The organism is Dolosigranulum pigrum ATCC 51524, assembly GCF_000245815.1.
In the GTDB taxonomy this organism is placed as follows: domain Bacteria; phylum Bacillota; class Bacilli; order Lactobacillales; family Carnobacteriaceae_A; genus Dolosigranulum; species Dolosigranulum pigrum.
On sequence record NZ_JH601103.1, the window covers coordinates 1,383,130 to 1,399,492 of the forward strand.

14 protein-coding genes are annotated in these 16,363 nt (G+C 40.2%); all 14 read right to left on the reverse strand.

Annotation, left to right across the window (positions count from 1 at the left end; all coding sequences use genetic code 11):
* Position 1: 1 nt before the first annotated feature.
* The 14 genes from HMPREF9703_RS06315 to clpP all read right to left on the reverse strand — a co-directional run bounded on the left by HMPREF9703_RS06315 (position 2) and on the right by clpP (position 16,325).
* Positions 2-1,324: an aspartate kinase gene (locus HMPREF9703_RS06315; protein WP_004636480.1), complete on the reverse strand. Its 1,323-nt coding sequence runs from the start codon at positions 1,322-1,324 to the stop codon at positions 2-4.
* Between the two features lie 6 nt (positions 1,325-1,330).
* Positions 1,331-2,323: an aspartate-semialdehyde dehydrogenase gene (locus HMPREF9703_RS06320; RefSeq protein WP_004636481.1), complete on the reverse strand. Its 993-nt coding sequence runs from the start codon at positions 2,321-2,323 to the stop codon at positions 1,331-1,333.
* A 3-nt stretch (positions 2,324-2,326) separates the two neighbouring features.
* Positions 2,327-3,307 carry a homoserine dehydrogenase gene (locus tag HMPREF9703_RS06325; protein ID WP_004636483.1) on the reverse strand — a complete coding sequence of 327 codons (981 nt, stop codon included), beginning with the start codon at positions 3,305-3,307 and terminating at the stop codon, positions 2,327-2,329.
* 228 nt (positions 3,308-3,535) lie between these two features.
* A complete protein-coding gene (nth, locus tag HMPREF9703_RS06330; RefSeq protein ID WP_004636485.1) occupies positions 3,536-4,180 on the reverse strand; it encodes an endonuclease III in 645 nt (214 codons plus the stop codon).
* A gap of 1 nt (position 4,181) precedes the next feature.
* Positions 4,182-4,913, reverse strand: a complete 732-nt coding sequence (locus HMPREF9703_RS06335; RefSeq protein ID WP_004636487.1) for a DnaD domain-containing protein — start codon at positions 4,911-4,913, stop codon at positions 4,182-4,184.
* A 78-nt stretch (positions 4,914-4,991) separates the two neighbouring features.
* Positions 4,992-6,287, reverse strand: a complete 1,296-nt coding sequence (asnS, locus tag HMPREF9703_RS06340; protein ID WP_004636489.1) for an asparagine--tRNA ligase — start codon at positions 6,285-6,287, stop codon at positions 4,992-4,994.
* Between the two features lie 22 nt (positions 6,288-6,309).
* A complete protein-coding gene (locus HMPREF9703_RS06345; protein ID WP_004636491.1) occupies positions 6,310-6,789 on the reverse strand; it encodes a cell wall elongation regulator TseB-like domain-containing protein in 480 nt (159 codons plus the stop codon).
* Positions 6,790-6,860: 71 nt separating this feature from the next.
* Positions 6,861-9,632, reverse strand: a complete 2,772-nt coding sequence (locus HMPREF9703_RS06350) for a helicase C-terminal domain-containing protein (protein ID WP_004636492.1) — start codon at positions 9,630-9,632, stop codon at positions 6,861-6,863.
* Between the two features lie 43 nt (positions 9,633-9,675).
* Complete coding sequence (locus HMPREF9703_RS06355; protein ID WP_004636495.1) at positions 9,676-10,902, reverse strand: CCA tRNA nucleotidyltransferase; 1,227 nt, start codon at positions 10,900-10,902, stop codon at positions 9,676-9,678.
* Positions 10,889-11,245: a nucleotide pyrophosphohydrolase gene (locus tag HMPREF9703_RS06360; protein ID WP_004636496.1), complete on the reverse strand. Its 357-nt coding sequence runs from the start codon at positions 11,243-11,245 to the stop codon at positions 10,889-10,891. The genes HMPREF9703_RS06355 and HMPREF9703_RS06360 overlap by 14 nt, the downstream gene beginning before the upstream one ends.
* Before the next feature lie 9 nt (positions 11,246-11,254).
* The gene (locus HMPREF9703_RS06365) at positions 11,255-11,815 is read right to left on the reverse strand and encodes a ReoY family proteolytic degradation factor (protein ID WP_004636498.1); all 561 of its coding nucleotides are present in this window, start codon (positions 11,813-11,815) and stop codon (positions 11,255-11,257) included.
* Positions 11,816-11,830: 15 nt separating this feature from the next.
* Positions 11,831-13,093: a tetratricopeptide repeat protein gene (locus HMPREF9703_RS06370; protein ID WP_004636500.1), complete on the reverse strand. Its 1,263-nt coding sequence runs from the start codon at positions 13,091-13,093 to the stop codon at positions 11,831-11,833.
* A 123-nt stretch (positions 13,094-13,216) separates the two neighbouring features.
* Positions 13,217-15,142, reverse strand: a complete 1,926-nt coding sequence (gene thrS, locus HMPREF9703_RS06375; RefSeq protein ID WP_004636502.1) for a threonine--tRNA ligase — start codon at positions 15,140-15,142, stop codon at positions 13,217-13,219.
* Positions 15,143-15,731: 589 nt separating this feature from the next.
* The gene (gene clpP, locus HMPREF9703_RS06380) at positions 15,732-16,325 is read right to left on the reverse strand and encodes an ATP-dependent Clp endopeptidase proteolytic subunit ClpP (RefSeq protein ID WP_004636505.1); all 594 of its coding nucleotides are present in this window, start codon (positions 16,323-16,325) and stop codon (positions 15,732-15,734) included.
* Positions 16,326-16,363 lie beyond the last annotated feature (38 nt).

Sequence of the window (16,363 nt, forward strand, 5' to 3'; positions counted from 1 at the left end):
CTTAATTCATCCCTTCTCTTTCAAATGCCTGATAAATGGCCTGAATTGTATCATTAAAGTCTTCATTAGCAACACCCACAATGATAGTCAATTCACCACTTCCTTGTGAAATCATCCGAATATTGATATGACGTTGAGCTAGAGCGGTAAATATTTTAGCGCTCGTTCCTTTGTTGGCAATCATTCCCCGTCCCACTACAGCAATAATGGCCAGACCGGAAGAAATAACAATATTATCTGGGTTACAATAGATTTTAATTTCTTCAATAATTTTGTTTTTCTTTGTCTCAAATAAATCAGTCGGCACGATAATTGTAATGGTATCTATACTCGTCGGCATATGTTCAATTTTTAGATCATTTGTCTCAAATACACTAATAAGTTTACGATAAAAACTGAGATCCTCAGACATATATGTTTTTTCGATACGGACAGAAGTAAAGTTTTGTTTGCCGGCAACTCCTGTAATGGTGGCATTACTGATAGCTTCTGTATCAGGAATAATCAGCGTTCCCGGCGCATGGGGATCATTTGTATTTTTAATATGAATACGTATATGTTGGTTACGAACAGGAATAACACTCTCTTCGTGTAATACGCTAGCCCCCATATAAGATAATTCGCGCAGTTCACTGTAAGTAATAGCTTTCATGGATTTTGAGGGATAAATATTGGGATCAATCATCAAAAATCCCGAAACATCTGTCCAATTTTCGTATAAAGAGGCCTCTAACCCAGCTGCTACTATAGATCCCGTAATATCTGAGCCGCCACGAGCAAAAGTTTGTAATTCACCCAATTCATTGCATCCATAAAAACCTGGAATAACTACCGATTGTCCCTCTTTCACTTGTTCTTTCAAGGCTTTCATACTAGCTGTCATATCCGGCTTTCCCTTAGCTAAAAAAATCACATCGACAGCATCCAAAAACTCAAAATCAAGATACGCGGCTAATAACTTAGCATTTAAATACTCACCGCGACTCACTACATAATCAACTGAGGTCCCGTCCATAATATTGTCTTCTATAACTTTCAATTCTGTTGCTAAATCAAAATCAATCGCTAGCGCTTCTTGAATCGCCAAAAATCTTCTTTCTACTACCTCAAATATTTCTTTGATGGTTAAATGATGACTTGCTAATTGATGACACATTAATAGTAAATCAGTTACTTTATGTTGTTCTTTGCGACTTTTACCGGGCGCAGACGGTACAATAATTTGCCGTTGTTCATTGGATTCAATAATTGCTTTAACTTTTTTAAATTGTTGAGCATCAGATAAACTGGATCCCCCAAATTTTGCCACAATTCGTTTACTCATTTATGTTTAAAGTCCTTTCGTTGACTTATACTCCAATAGTTTTTCTAAAATCTCGACTGTATTAGTTGCCGCTCCTTTTCTAATATTATCAGCAACAACCCACATCCGAAATCCACGATCATCCTCCGCTAGATCTGAACGCAAGCGGCCAACTAATACTTTATCCTGCCCTGCACTGTCAAGTGGTGTAGGATACTCCGCTGTCTCTGAATAAAATATTACAGAAGGAGCCAGTTCAAGCACACGAGCAATATCATCAACCGAAGCTTTCTTTTTTGTTTTGAATGTAATATCTACCCCGTGTGAACTTTCAATCGGAACACGCACACAAGTAGCTGAAATCTTAAGTCTAGTATCACCTAAAATTTTTCGCGTTTCTTGAATCATTTTATGCTCTTCTTTTGTATAACCATCAGCTGTAAAATCATCAATATGAGGTAAGACATTATTGTAAATGGGTTCAGGGTAGAATTGATTCGCTTCACCCAGACGTCCACGATTTAAATCATCTACTCCCTGTTTTCCTGAACCAGAGACAGACTGATACGTGCTATAGCGTACTCTCTCCAAGCCAAATTCACGGTAAATTTCAGCTAAGGCAACTACACTCTGTATTGTTGAACAGTTCGGATTCGCAATAATTGGCGCATCCGCATAAGCTTGAATTGCATTCACTTCTGGCACAACTAAGGGAATATCCGGGTCTTGACGGAAATTAGAAGAGTTATCAATAACGGTACAATATTGACTAGTATACGGTGCATACTTAGCAGACAAACTAGCTGACAAGGCGAATAGAGCATAATCAGCGTTTGCTTTTTTAATGGTTTCTTTACACAACTCTTGAATGACAACATCTTTTCCCTTAAATTGAATTGTTTGACCGGCCGATCGTTTGGACGCTAAAGGAATAATTTGGCACGGGATATTCTTTTCCTCTAAAACTTGAATCATTGTACGTCCCACCAAGCCAGTCGCACCTGCAATAATAATTTTCACTCGTTATGCACCCTCTCTCATTATATAAATCAAATCACTAATTACCGCACTAGCTGTCTCTAATCCACCTGCACCAGGACCTTGCAGTGTTAATTCACCTGCATATTGATGTGTCAATGTCACAGCATTCAGACTACCATCCACTCCATAAAGTGGATCTGTAGATGCTAGCAGTTGTGGCGTTACACGATATCGTCCGGTCTTAAAATCTGCTTCTGCCACAAGTTTGTACGTTTTATTGGCACTTTTTGCTTCAGCGATCGCTTCATCCGTTAGTGTGTCAATTCCTATACGCTCAATATCCGATTCTGCTGGATATTGTCCAGTCGCCATATAAATTAAAATCCCTAATTTATATAACGCATCAAATCCCCCTACATCAAGAGTTGGATCAGCTTCCAAGTAGCCCTTTTTCGATGCTTCAGCAATTGCATCTTCCACTGATAACTCCGAATCTTCAAATAGACGGGTTAAAATATAATTGGTTGACCCGTTCAATATACCTCGAATTAGTTGAATCTCACCTGATCCAAGTGGTGAGATAATTTGCAAGATTGGAATAGCTCCTGCTACTGCTCCTTCATAACGAAGTATTCTGCCGTGCTCATTAGCTAGTGTCTCTAATTGTCCAGCAGATTGGTACAGTGCTAACTTATTAGCACTCACCACATCTTTACCAGATTCGAGTGCTTGTGCTATAATATCGCCTCCTGCTGCCGAGCTCACTAGTTCTATAGCTAGATCATAATCCGCTTCAGATGGCCACTCTGTTGTAAAGAGATGACTTATATGTGAGAATTCCGCTTGATATTTTTCTACATCACGAACAACAATAGATACAATATCATAATCCACTTTATCTTGTAATTGGTCAGCTGATTGGTTAACAACTCCCAAAATACGTGATCTTTCAGTTGTTAAAAGCTCGTATACAGCTTGCCCAACCGTGCCAAACCCAAATAAAACTAATCGTATCTTTTTCACTCTATTCACTCCCTTGTATAATCTTTCTCATATTATACCAAAATATAAATAATAATGCCTATTTTTCTCACAATTTTTTTCTTATCATAATAATATATAGAGTCTATCTTCATCCTCACTACAAATTGTGTATTATTTTAATGGGAAATTGGATAGTTTAAACTCAAAAAAGCTTGTCTCTCAGCTCTGTACGCTAAGAAAGACAAGCTTTTAATTATGCGATTATTTTTACATAGAGTCGACAATATCATATACTTTGCGAACACATTCCTCGTGATCATGATCTCGAGCCGGACATTGGTAGCGTCCGAAGAAGATCAGCCAATGATGTGCTTGACTCCATAAGTCTTCTGGCAGTTTTTCCATTAAGCAATTTTCAACTTGACGAATACTAGCATCTTCCGGTGCAATATTGAACTTTTTACTAATTCGATTGACATGCGTATCGACTGCGATCGCTGGTTCATCGAAAGCCACACTCATTACTACATTAGCTGTCTTACGTCCGACACCGGCTAACGATTGCAATTCCTTACGGGTCTGTGGAACTTCGCCTCCGAAGCGCTCAACAATATCGGTCGCACAACTTTTAATAAATTTTGCTTTATTCCGGTAAAGACCAATTGTTTTAATTTTTTCCATAATATCTTCTCGGTCAGCCTGCATTAAAGCTTCCGGTGTAGGGTATGCTTCGAATAAACCCGGTGTGACTTTATTCACCCCGACATCGGTTGTTTGTGCACTTAAGATAACCGCAATTAACAATTGAAATGGACTATCATGATTTAGTTCAGCCTTCGCTTCTGGGAATAACTGTCCCATCGCTTGAATGACTTTCGTTGCTTCTTCGCTGGTCAGTAAATTGTCTGTCATCTTATTCTCCCCTCTCACCTGGTCTCACATCGCGTAACCAATCATGCAACGGTACATCTTTCATCGGTTTCTTTCGTTGCGCCTGACTTCGCTCCAACTGATCACTCTTTGTCTGACGAAACTTCTTCGATTCTTCCAGTACTTGTGCTTTCGTCGTAATATTTTTCTTCTCCCAGCTGAGCAAAATTCGGTCAATATATTTTAAACTGTACACTTGATTCAATACGGCTTCTTTTAAAGCCATCTGAATCAATTCTGGTGCATAATGATCATCATCTAGCCACATATTAAGGGTGTCTAGCTCAATTGGTGATAGCGACCGCCCGAATTCCTGTTCGAACAATGTATAAAGATCCTGCAATTTAAAAGTTTCTTCTTTTTCCGCTGCTTGCTTCTGTTGCTGTTGCAAGCAATGCCATAGTTTTTCATATAAGACATCAAAGTTCAAACGATCCTCAGATTTCCCTGCACTATTCTGGATTGTATGAATTGTCAGCACTTGCTTATTAATTAAGGACTGTATCGCTTCAAATAATTCATCACGACTACAGTTCATCTGCTGGGCAATCGTCTGAAAACTAGGAAAACCTTCCTGTTGATTGGCAGCTTGTAGTTGCAATAAGACAACCAACTCTCGTTCATTCAAGCCAATCTGACGGTAATATTTTAATAAAACATTGGGAATGGTTAACTGTCCTTGGTGCAACCAATCTTGCATCATAGCCCAAGTCATATGCGATCAATCTCCTTTCAATATAAAAACTGCTGAAAGAACAGCAGTTTTTGATATTGTTCATGTATCATCTTCACTTTATGGGTAGATTCGGTTCAGTAAACGAGGGAACGGAATGGCTTCACGAATATGTTCAGTTCCAGCAAGCCAAGTAACCGTACGCTCTAAGCCTAAGCCAAATCCAGAGTGCGGAACAGATCCGTATCGACGTAAATCCAAGTACCATTCGTATTCTTCAGTTCCTAAGCCGAAGTTCTCAATGCCTTTCAATAATTTTTCATAATCATCTTCACGTTGCGATCCACCAATGATTTCTCCATATCCTTCTGGCGCAATCATATCTGCACATATAACCACATCTTCACGTTCAGGGTGTTGCTTCATATAGAAGGCTTTAATAGCTTTTGGATAATTGGTAATGAAGATCGGTGTTTCGTACTGTTCAGCTAAGAAGGTCTCTTCCGGCGAACCGAAGTCAACGCCCCACTCAACATCGAAATCGTTATCTTGTAAGATTTCAATAGCTTCATCGTAGCTAATACGTGGATAAGGTAATTGGGTATATTTTTTCAACTGTTCTTTATCTCGGTCCAAGACATCAAGAGCATAGTCGCAGTTATCCAGCACCGATTGAACTAAGTGTGCCACGTAGCGTTCTTGAATATCTAACGACTCATCATGTTCAACAAACGCCATCTCTGGTTCAATCATCCAGAATTCAATCAAGTGACGGCGAGTTTTTGATTTTTCAGCACGGAAGGTTGGCCCAAATGTATAGATTTTTCCTAATGCCATCGCACCTGCTTCACCGTACAACTGACCGGTCTGCGCTAAGTACGCATCCTCATCGAAGTATTCGGTATGGAATAAATCAGTCGTATTCTCCCCTGCATTCCCCACTAGAATCGGTGAATCCATCTGTATGAATCCTTCACGTTGATAAAATTCATGTGTTGCTCGGATGATTTCATTACGGATTAACATAATCGCATGTTGTTTAGACGAACGTAACCATAAGTGGCGGTGATCCATTAAGAAATCTGTCCCATGATCTTTTGGTGTAATCGGGTAATCATCGGATTCGCCAACAACTTCGATAGCTTCGACTTGAATTTCATAGCCAAACTTAGAACGAGCATCTTCCGAAATTTCACCCGTTACCCAAATCGCTGTCTCTTGATTCAAGCTCGTCGCAAGATCGAATAACTCCTCTGAAACCTTACTTTTTACAATAACCGCTTGGAAAAAGGCTGAGCCATCGCGCAAACTTAAGAACGCAATTTTCCCACTTGAGCGCTTATTGGCAACCCAAGCACCTATTTTAACTTTTTCACCTACATAATCTGCTGCATTAATAATTCGAATATTTTTCACTCGTAAGCTCCTTTACTGTTCATTATAATCCATCAATTGTTCTTAGCCAAGCACCGGTTTCCAGTGAGGCGATATAATAGCCTAATGAGCCATTACTTTTTTTGTAAGTGACTTCCCAGATAGGAATATTTTTTTCAATAATCCCCATTCGATAATTCAAAATTTGGGCTGGTGCAATATCTTCTATCATCTGTGCGGTGATTGCTTCTTGAGAGACGGTCTCTGCTTGATCTAATACCATAATAGCCCCATCACTCTGTCTAATGAGCACAATAATAGACGCTTGATCGCCATTCTGACCGGTCACCGTCAGATAAGATCCTTCTGAGTCGGAGTACCAGTAGAAGTCCTCTTGTTCAACTAAATTAGCGTGTTTACGGGCAAAATTAGTCGCTTCTACCTTGGCATGGTAGTACGGGCCGGCTGCATTATTAAACATCAAAATCATAAAAATAATGATCGCTGTTAGCACAAAATTTATCCCAATTAATAGTTTTTTCACTGCACAACCTCCCTACCAATACATTACAATCGCGACTTGATTATACCAAAAAACAAGCCTAAAATAAATGGTTAACAATCATTCGCTGACAAAAACTCATTCACCCAGCTACTAATATCCGTCATGGGAATAGATTGATAATGCTTCCCATTCGGTAATGACTCTTGGAATAATTTGCTATAATTCGCTTCTTTAAAGCGGTCATCTAAAATGATAAAGACTCCTTTATCAGCCTCGGACCGAATCAACCGACCGAAAGCTTGCTTGGTCTTCACAATAGCTCGTGGCAAAATATCTTCCATAAAAATATTTTGACCTGCTTGCTTGAGACGCTCGTGCTCTTGTTGTACGAGTGGCATATCCGGTGAATCGAAGGGCAAGCGTGTTAAGATGATTACTTCTAACTGATCTCCCGGCAAATCAATCCCTTCAAAAAAACTATCTGCTCCTAATAATATCGCTTGATCAGATTGCTTGAATCGCTTGAGTACTTTAGCTTGCGATCCCGAAATATTTTGAGCTAATAGTCGATAGTGATCGGCTATATCTCTGCTCATCAATTGTTCATAGACCGACTGCAACAAGTCTAGTGAATGAAATAATATTAAGGTTTTTCGGTTTAACTGCTTAGTTACTGTACAAATACAATCACTGATATACCGTGCTAAGTATTTATGCGATAATTTCTTAATCGGCTTAATATCAGACGGTACAATTATCTGAGCTTGTGTCTGGAACTGGTACGGACTGGACAGCTCAACGTATGGCAATTCATCAAGGCCTAATTGTTGCTTAAAAAATTGAACAGAATGATTAACTGACAACGTACTACTTATATATAACACATGATTAACTGCTTGAAGTCGTTGCAATATTTCTTGTTGACGTTTACGACTGAACGTTTTGAGCTGTAGAGTTGGTTCAGGCGCATCACTATAAAAAGAAACCCAACTCATTTGGTGCTCTTTTATTTGTTGAAAAATCAACTCAAAAGTGTCACCCAAATGGCTTAATGCCCGCTTAGCTACCCGTAAGTCAGCTAGGATATAGTGGTCTGTCATTTGTAATGACGATTGGTTATGCGCTATTTGATCGATATGATCTAGATAATAATGAAGTGCCTGAATCAGCTTCAAGACCCGACGAGATTGAGAGAATAGTTGACTAGATAAATCCGCTCGATCAATTGCAACCTCTTGCCAGCCAAGATCAGATCCATCACTTGTAGGTAAGTAAACATGAAATTCGCTCATTAAATGATGCCATTCCTCTGTCAATAATGCTTTATACGACTGAATAGTCTCAAGCAAATAAGGGGGAATCAATCCATCGTCCACTAACTGGGCTAAGCCCTGAAGCACACTCCCCTCTGATGTCACATGTCCCAATTCCTTCATCAATCCATTAAAATCTTTCTTTGAAACTTGCGCAGTCGAAACCTGTCGCACTGCTTGCAACAAATGATGCGCCTCATCAAAGATAATACGTTCTGCTGATTGAAAAAGTGGAAAATCATCTAAATGTGTGAGCAAATAAGCATGGTTGACAATTATTAAATCGGCATACTGCGCTCGGTCCAACATACGCTGATAAAAATCAACCGTATGATCAGCTGTCTGACTGACACGGATAGTTTCCCAGAAAGTATGCTGCTGGTGCTGGCTGATGCCCAATTCATCCAAGTCGCCAGTCTCTGTCTCTATCAACCAAACTAACACTTGCATACAAATAAAAGCTTCCACCTCACCTGGTTGGACTGATTGATCTAATTGATAGATAAAGCGATCTAATGATAAATAATGTCGCTTGCCTTTAATCAATACGGCTTGAAGTGGCCGATCCATCTGTTCAGATAATAACGGAATTGCTTCTGTCAGTAATTGATGTTGCAGAACGGTCGTATACGTACTAATAATAACGGGTTGTCCCTGTTCAGCCTCAATCACACTTGGGAATAAATAGCCGATTGACTTCCCTAAGCCTGATGGAGCTTCAATCGCTAACTGACTCTGGCCTTCCAACTGACTTAACTGTTCATAGACAAGATCCATTAACTGCCCCTGATGTGGCCGCAGTGTAAAGGACTGCTTGAAGTAAGCTTGTTTAGCTGCCGTGGTCTCTGGGTAAGTCTGCTCCCTCAACAACGAGCGACTTTGAAGTTGAGATTGTGGTTCTCTAATGGCCACACCATTGTAAAGCATCAAGCCTTCAGCTAGTGGGCCTGATCCTCCAACAAATTTCTCTTCACACTGAAATAATTGCACCGATTGATACGGTAAGCCGCTTCCTAACTGAGCTAACTGCTGTAACGTCACTACCGGCAACTGCCCGACTTTTTGTAATAACTGGCGCAACAAAAACACGGTCGCTCGCGCATCATATAATGCATCATGCGGTGTGTCGAGATCATACCCTAACCATTCCGTCAATTCTTGTAAATTATAATAGTTCGCATTTGGGAATAAAATCTGAGACAACACCACTGTATCCATTGCTGGAATCTCAAGTGATGGCAAGCCAACTCTTTGGAATTGCTCATTCAAAAACTCAAAATCAAATGCCACATTATGTGCCACAAAAATAGTCTCTTGCAGCAGTTCATGAATAATAGGTGCAATTTCTTCAAATAGCGGCGCATAATCCACATCTTGTTGCGTAATCCCCGTCAACTCCTGAATCCGAACAGGCACTTGCTTGAGTGGATTTACCAAGGTATTGAACTCTTCTAATACACGACCGTCCTGGAAGAGAATACAAGCAAATTGAATCATGCCTTCATCTGAATGCAAACTTCCCGATGTCGCTTCGATATCTACAATAGCATATATTGGTGACTCATTCATTCGCTCCCATTCCCTCCTATCAAATCGTTTTTCCTAAATACAATTAAATTAAATGTTCGCTAACATAAGCCAGTAAAATCGTTTCATTATTATCGAGACGGCCATAGACAACTTCTTCTACTAACTGAGCTAACACATCACCTAGCCACGGACCGGGCTTCTGATCGGTTAGCTTCATAATATCTGCTCCAGAAATCGCCAGTTCTTGTTGGGATTTAATTTGTAAAGATTGATGCATAGCAGTCGCCTTATCTGGACGCCCACTCCCATCAATTAACGTAAGTAAATATTCGACATCCCTTGCCAATTCAGCTCCTAATTGATAAATATCAAAAGGATCCATCATTTCTGTTGCTTGTCGCTTTTGAATTCCAGATACGATTGCTTCAACAGCTGCAATGACTTGATTCGATGATTTCCACTGACGTAAGAATTGTCTAATATCCACACGATAATTTGTCGGCATTAAGAAATTCATATAATGCACTAATAAACTCCACGCTTGTTGCTCACTCTGAAGATCCCCTTCATGGTTGCTTAGATACATCAGTGCTAACTTGTTACGCGCTAGCTCCGGACAATATTCGAATAATTTTGTCTTCAGCATGCTCTTCAACCCTTTAGCACGTGCTTGAGAACACATCAACTTAACAAATTCAATATGAATCCGCTCCACTGCAATATGTTCCAATAATGAGGCATTCTCTTTGATCGCCAGCTCAGTTGACGCTTCAATGTCAAACCCTAACTGCGCTGAGAACCGAACAGCACGCATCATCCGCAAGGCATCTTCATTAAAACGCTCATCTGCTTCTCCAACCGCTCGAATAATCCCTTCTTCTAAATCAGCTCGGCCATCATAATAATCATAAATCGCACCCGTTTCGTCTACTGCCATTGCATTGATGGTAAAATCACGTCGCTGCAAATCTTCTCGCAAAGAACGAACGAATTCAACCGAGTCCGGTCGACGAAAATCTTGATAGGTGGATTCTGTTCGGAAAGTGGTAATTTCATAAGCTTCTCCATCCACCATAACCATCACCGTACCGTGATCAATTCCCACATCTACCGTTCGTGGAAATATTTCTTTTATCTCTTCTGGCAGAGCACTCGTCGCAATATCAATATCATTGACTTCTAGTCCTAATAAGGCATCTCGCACACTACCTCCGACAAAATAAGCCTCATACCCATGATCTGTCAACTGTCTCAATACAGGCAGAGCTTGTCTAAATAGAGGCGTAAACGTCAATTTATTCGGCACCATTAGATCTCCCTGTCCCTTCTTGTTCATCTACGCGTTCGAATCGATTATAATCACGCACTTCAAATTTCATCATCACTTGTTCAAATGCTTCTTCTAAGTCAATCTCCAACGAATTAGCCATCGTAATTAGCACAAATAAGACATCACCCAATTCTTCAGCAATTGCTTTTTCCGTTTCTGATGATTTTTTCTGTTTTTCACCATAATGATGATTTATTTCGCGGGCTAATTCACCGGTCTCTTCGCTCAAACGTGCCATCATCGCGAGCGGACTAAAATAGCCCACTTTAAATTGACGAATATATTCATCAACACGCGCTTGCATATCTTTCATCTCTGTCATCTTCTCACCTTACTTCAATATTTCTTGCTTACGCTCAATTGCTGCGAGTTCTTCCGTCAACAAGTGGAAGTCCCCTTTATTCTTCCTCTCCAGACTCGCATCAATCTGCTCTAACAATTCTTGACGACGATGAGCTAATTGAAGCATCAACACTGCATGCTTAGCACTAGCAACCGTCTCTACCGCAATCCGATCATTCCACCGTGCATATGGATTATCCTCTAACACCTTTACATATAAAGGATTCAAGAACGCATCAGGAAAATTCAATTCAATATACAACTTCTCCGTCCAATGCATCCGCATCTCATGAAAAACTTTCTCAGGATCTTGAACAGCGAACCCTTCCTTATACAATCGAAAAGCAGGATCACTCATCCCTGCTGCCGTAATCATCATTCCTCGCGGCGTCTTATCAACCCACTGAACAAAGGATGTCTTATCTAACACTAACTCATGATCCATTAAATACTCAAGAATCCAAACTGATTCCCGACGCTTCAATTGATACGTCTTCAAAAACCACTTCAAAAACTGCTGCTTGTCTTCTAAATTAGTCGATCGGCTCATTTGCTATCGCCCTCTTTATATATCATCTAATCGGTGAAGTAACTGTGTCATCTCAGGATTATGTGGATGAATATCGAGATAGCGAACAACCACTTCTCGCAATCGTTCACGCTGACCATCCTCTTGTAAAAAGGTCGCATAATCAAGTAAAAATTCATCTGTCTCTGCAAAGAAATCATACGCTTGACTGAACGCTTCTCGTGCCTGCTCAAACTGTTCTAACTCATTGTAGGCATTCCCCAGTAGCCAATAAATTTGCGGATCCGTATCGAAGTTGCTCAGCGCCTCTTCTAAAATAGTTACCGCGCCAACATAATCCTGGCGATACATTAAGAAGTTCGCATACTCTAAAATCGTAGTTTCACTATTGGGATTAATCTGATAGGCTTGTTGGAAGTAATCTCTTGCTTGAGTGAACTGTTCTTGTTTAATCGCTACTTTTGCGCCAACAAGATAGAGATAATGATTCGTCTGATCAAACGTCAATCCGCGCTCAATGACTTGCGCTGCTTCATCCAAGCGATGCTCTGCCAATAGAGCTTCTACCAAGTACGGATACACCGACGTATAACCGTGGTCTAACGAAAGGACCCGTCGAAAACTCTCAATTGCTCGAGTAAACTCTTCTTGCTGAAAGTAGGTCAAGCCCAGGTTGAAGAGAGTATCAATATCTTCGTCATCTTGAGTAGCTTCATTCAAGTAAGGAGTGGCTTCTTCGAACGCTCCACTAGCACTGTAGGCTGAACCTAGACGTGCCTTAATTGAGACACCACCCATATCATGATATCCTTGCTCTAACAAGCGTGAATACCAGCGAGTTGCCTGAGTGTACTTACCCATCGAATAGTACAACTCACCTAATGCTAGATGAATAATCGGTTCTTCTGGCATTATTTTCTTCGCTTCCAATAACTTGGACTCACTGACTTCAGGCAATCCTTGTGTTTGGTAATAATCAGCGGCCACCAATAGCGACTGAATATAGGCAGAAGATCTCGGGCCAATTTGATCCAGCAACTCAATAGCTTGCAAATCTTGTCCTTTTTCGATCGCAATTTCTGCTAAATTTACTTTAATTTCATCATCTTCTGGATGGCGCAGCTGCAATTGATGCAACACCGTCTTCGTCTCTTGAAGAAACCCTAATTGGAACAAACTATCTGCCAATAGATAAACATCTTCATCAACATCATTCTCCACTGCTTGCTTGAGTAGTTCATTAATATTTTCAAGTTCACCCGATTGAATCTGATTAATCAATTTTTGTGAATACGACACGTAAATTCCTCCCTGAATACAGACGTCATTCCTATTATACTGTAAATCTCCGACCGCAATCAACCATGGCCGTCTTCGCTAAAAACTATGTACCAAGGCAGTTGAACTGCCTTGAATCTTACACTAAACTTTTGAAATTTCAACGTCATCTAAGAATGATTCAACCGATTGTGCACTTGAATCATCTGCTCCATATGCACGAACATTAATTGTCTCGCTATCAATCTCATTATCTCCCACAATAATTTGGTAAGGAATTTTCATCGTTTGGGCATCACGAATTTTGTACCCCATTTTTTCATTACGGGTGTCGATTTCAACTCGCATACCAGCTTGTTGTAATTGGTTCTTCACTTGTTCAGCATATTCCATATGAGCTTCTAAGCTAACAGGAATAATGCGCGCTTGAACCGGTGCTAGCCAGGTTGGGAAAGCCCCTTTATACTCTTCAATCAAGTAAGCAATGAAGCGTTCCATCGTTGAAACGACACCACGGTGAATAACAACAGGTCGGTGAATATCTTGTCCATCTTCACCTACATAAGTTAGATCAAATTTTTCTGGTAATAAGAAGTCCAGCTGAACAGTTGAGAGGGTTTCTTCCAGACCAATTGCTGTTTTGACTTGAACATCTAGCTTCGGACCATAGAAGGCTGCTTCTCCGATTGCTTCATAATAGTCGATTTCCATCTCATCAAGGGTCTCACGCAACATACCTTCAGCTTTTTTCCACATCTCATCATCATCGAAGTATTTCTCTTTATTTTCCGGATCACGCAAGCTGAGGCGGAAACGATAATCTGTAATGTTAAAATCTTTGTAAACTTCCAAGATCAAGTTAATGACGCGACGGAATTCTTCTTTAATTTGATCTGGACGAACGAAGACGTGCGCATCATTCAATGTCATCTCACGCACACGTTGCAATCCACTTAAGGCACCAGATTTTTCGTAACGGTGCATCTGCCCTAACTCTGCAATACGGAGCGGCAAATCACGGTAACTACGCGTTTCTTTCCCAAATATTTTCATATGGTGTGGGCAGTTCATTGGACGCAAGACAAGCAATTCCCCATCACCCATGTCCATTGGCGGGAACATATCATCTTGGTAATGATCCCAGTGACCGGATTGTTGGTATAACTTCGCATCCGCCATAATCGGTGTATAGACATGTTCATAACCTAAGCTAACTTCTTTATCTACAATATAACGCTCAATTACACGGCGAATCGTCGCTCCTTTGGGTAACCAAAACGGCAAGCCGCTTCCGATTTCTGGATCCACCATGAATAAGTCCAGTTCTTTTCCTAACTTACGGTGGTCACGTTCTTTGGCTTCCTCACGCAGACGTAAAAACTCATCCAAATCCGCTTGGTTGAAGAAAGCTGTCCCGTACACGCGTTGCATCATCTTATTATCCGAATTCCCACGCCAATATGCTCCAGCCAATGATAACAGCTTAAAGACCTTAATATCACTTGTTAATGGCAAGTGAATTCCTCGACAAAGATCAACAAAATCGCCTTGCTTGTAAATCGAAATCACTTCTTCATCTGGCAAGTCTTGAATTAATTCAACTTTATATGGATCATTCTTGAATAATTCCAGCGCCTCTTCACGTGAAAGTTCATCACGGACAATCGGTAAACTTTCGCTCGTAATTTTTTTCATCTCTTTTTCGATTGCTTCTAGATCATCTTCTGAAATAGTCTCTTCAGTATCCGTATCATAGTAAAATCCCGTCTCAATTGCTGGACCTACTCCGAATTTCACCTCTGGGAACAAACGTTTAATTGCTTGGGCCATTAAGTGAGCAGTCGAGTGACGCAAAATGCCTAACGCATCCTCATGTTTTTCGGTTACAATCTCAAGTGTCCCATCTTCGTGCAACGGTTGCGTATAATCAACTAATTCACCGTTAAACTTCCCAGCAAGTCCTGCTTTTTCCAGTGACTTGGCAATGCTAGCTGCCACATCCTTGGTTGATGAACCAGCTGGGAATTCCTTCACCGATCCATCGGGCAATGTAATCTTAATCTCTGACATGTTAACTCCTCCTATTTTTAACTTCCTATTTGATGTTAAGTCCATTTACACTCTCTCGAATTTCCTGCATAAAAGTTGCGGTCTTCACCAAATAAAAAACGCCCATAAACATCTCATCTGAGATATTTATGGGACGATTAACTAATCGCGGTTCCACCCAACTTTATATGAGTATCATTCTCTCATACAACTCGATCTCCTTAACGCGGATAAGACGTCAATCACAATGATTTCATGAGAAGTGGTAATCTGTTGGTATTTTAGGAAATTCCCAGCGTTCTTTCCCTCTCTGTCAAAACAACTCAACACATCGTATCTTCTCAAAACTATCCCCATTATACCAAACATTAAACCGGATAGCAATTTGATTCATTCAATTATTGGATAATTCCCTCTTAAAAAAGCTTTGACCATTTCTGGCCAAAGCTTTTAAATTACGTCATAGTGGATTATACTTATCGACGGTTGATTAGACGGTTATCACAAGTAATCGATAAATACAGTCAACTACAACACAATATCTAATTCTATCTTAGCAAATTGTCCACTATTGTCAATATAATTACTTTATAAGTTGATTTATGATTGACTAGTCTAGTTTTTCAGAACTATCCATAATTTCATCGATTAGACCGTATTCCAAGGCTTCTTCGGCTGTCATGAAGTTATCACGATCCGTATCTTTTTGAACACGCTCGAGTGGTTGTCCCGTTTTGTCAGCCAAGATCTTGTTCAGACGCTCTCTTGTACGTAAGATATTTTTCGCTGCAATTTCAATCTCAGTTGCTTGACCTTGCGCGCCGCCAAGAGGTTGGTGAATCATTAACTCAGCATTTGGTAAGGCGAATCGTTTCCCTTTTGCACCAGAACTAGACAAGATTGCTCCCATTGATGCAGACAAACCTAGCACAATGGTCTGAACATCCGCTTTAATGAAGTTCATCGTATCGTAAATCGCTAATCCTGCCGTCACACTACCACCTGGCGAGTTAATATACAGATAAATATCTTTTGTCGAATCTTGGGCATCTAAGAATAATAATTGTGACACAACTGAGTTTGCTGTATTATTATCAATTGCATCCCCAATCATAATAATACGATCTTTTAAAAGACGGGAATAAATATCATACGCTCGCTCGCCACGAGGTGATTGTTCAATAACTGTTGGTACTAAATTCATAAATTAATTCCTCCTGTATAAATTGTATCAAACACTAG

Excerpts from the sequence above, each read along its gene's own strand:
- HMPREF9703_RS06315 (WP_004636480.1), bottom strand. The coding sequence starts at position 1,324 with ATGAGTAAACGAATTGTGGCAAAATTTGGGGGATCCAGTTTATCTGAT.
- nth (WP_004636485.1), bottom strand. The coding sequence starts at position 4,180 with ATGACAGACAATTTACTGACCAGCGAAGAAGCAACGAAAGTCATTCAA.
- HMPREF9703_RS06335 (WP_004636487.1), bottom strand. The coding sequence starts at position 4,913 with ATGACTTGGGCTATGATGCAAGATTGGTTGCACCAAGGACAGTTAACC.
- HMPREF9703_RS06350 (WP_004636492.1), bottom strand. The coding sequence starts at position 9,632 with ATGAATGAGTCACCAATATATGCTATTGTAGATATCGAAGCGACATCG.
- HMPREF9703_RS06355 (WP_004636495.1), bottom strand. The coding sequence starts at position 10,902 with ATGGTGCCGAATAAATTGACGTTTACGCCTCTATTTAGACAAGCTCTG.
- HMPREF9703_RS06360 (WP_004636496.1), bottom strand. The coding sequence starts at position 11,245 with ATGACAGAGATGAAAGATATGCAAGCGCGTGTTGATGAATATATTCGT.
- HMPREF9703_RS06365 (WP_004636498.1), bottom strand. The coding sequence starts at position 11,815 with ATGAGCCGATCGACTAATTTAGAAGACAAGCAGCAGTTTTTGAAGTGG.
- thrS (WP_004636502.1), bottom strand. The coding sequence starts at position 15,142 with ATGTCAGAGATTAAGATTACATTGCCCGATGGATCGGTGAAGGAATTC.
- clpP (WP_004636505.1), bottom strand. The coding sequence starts at position 16,325 with ATGAATTTAGTACCAACAGTTATTGAACAATCACCTCGTGGCGAGCGA.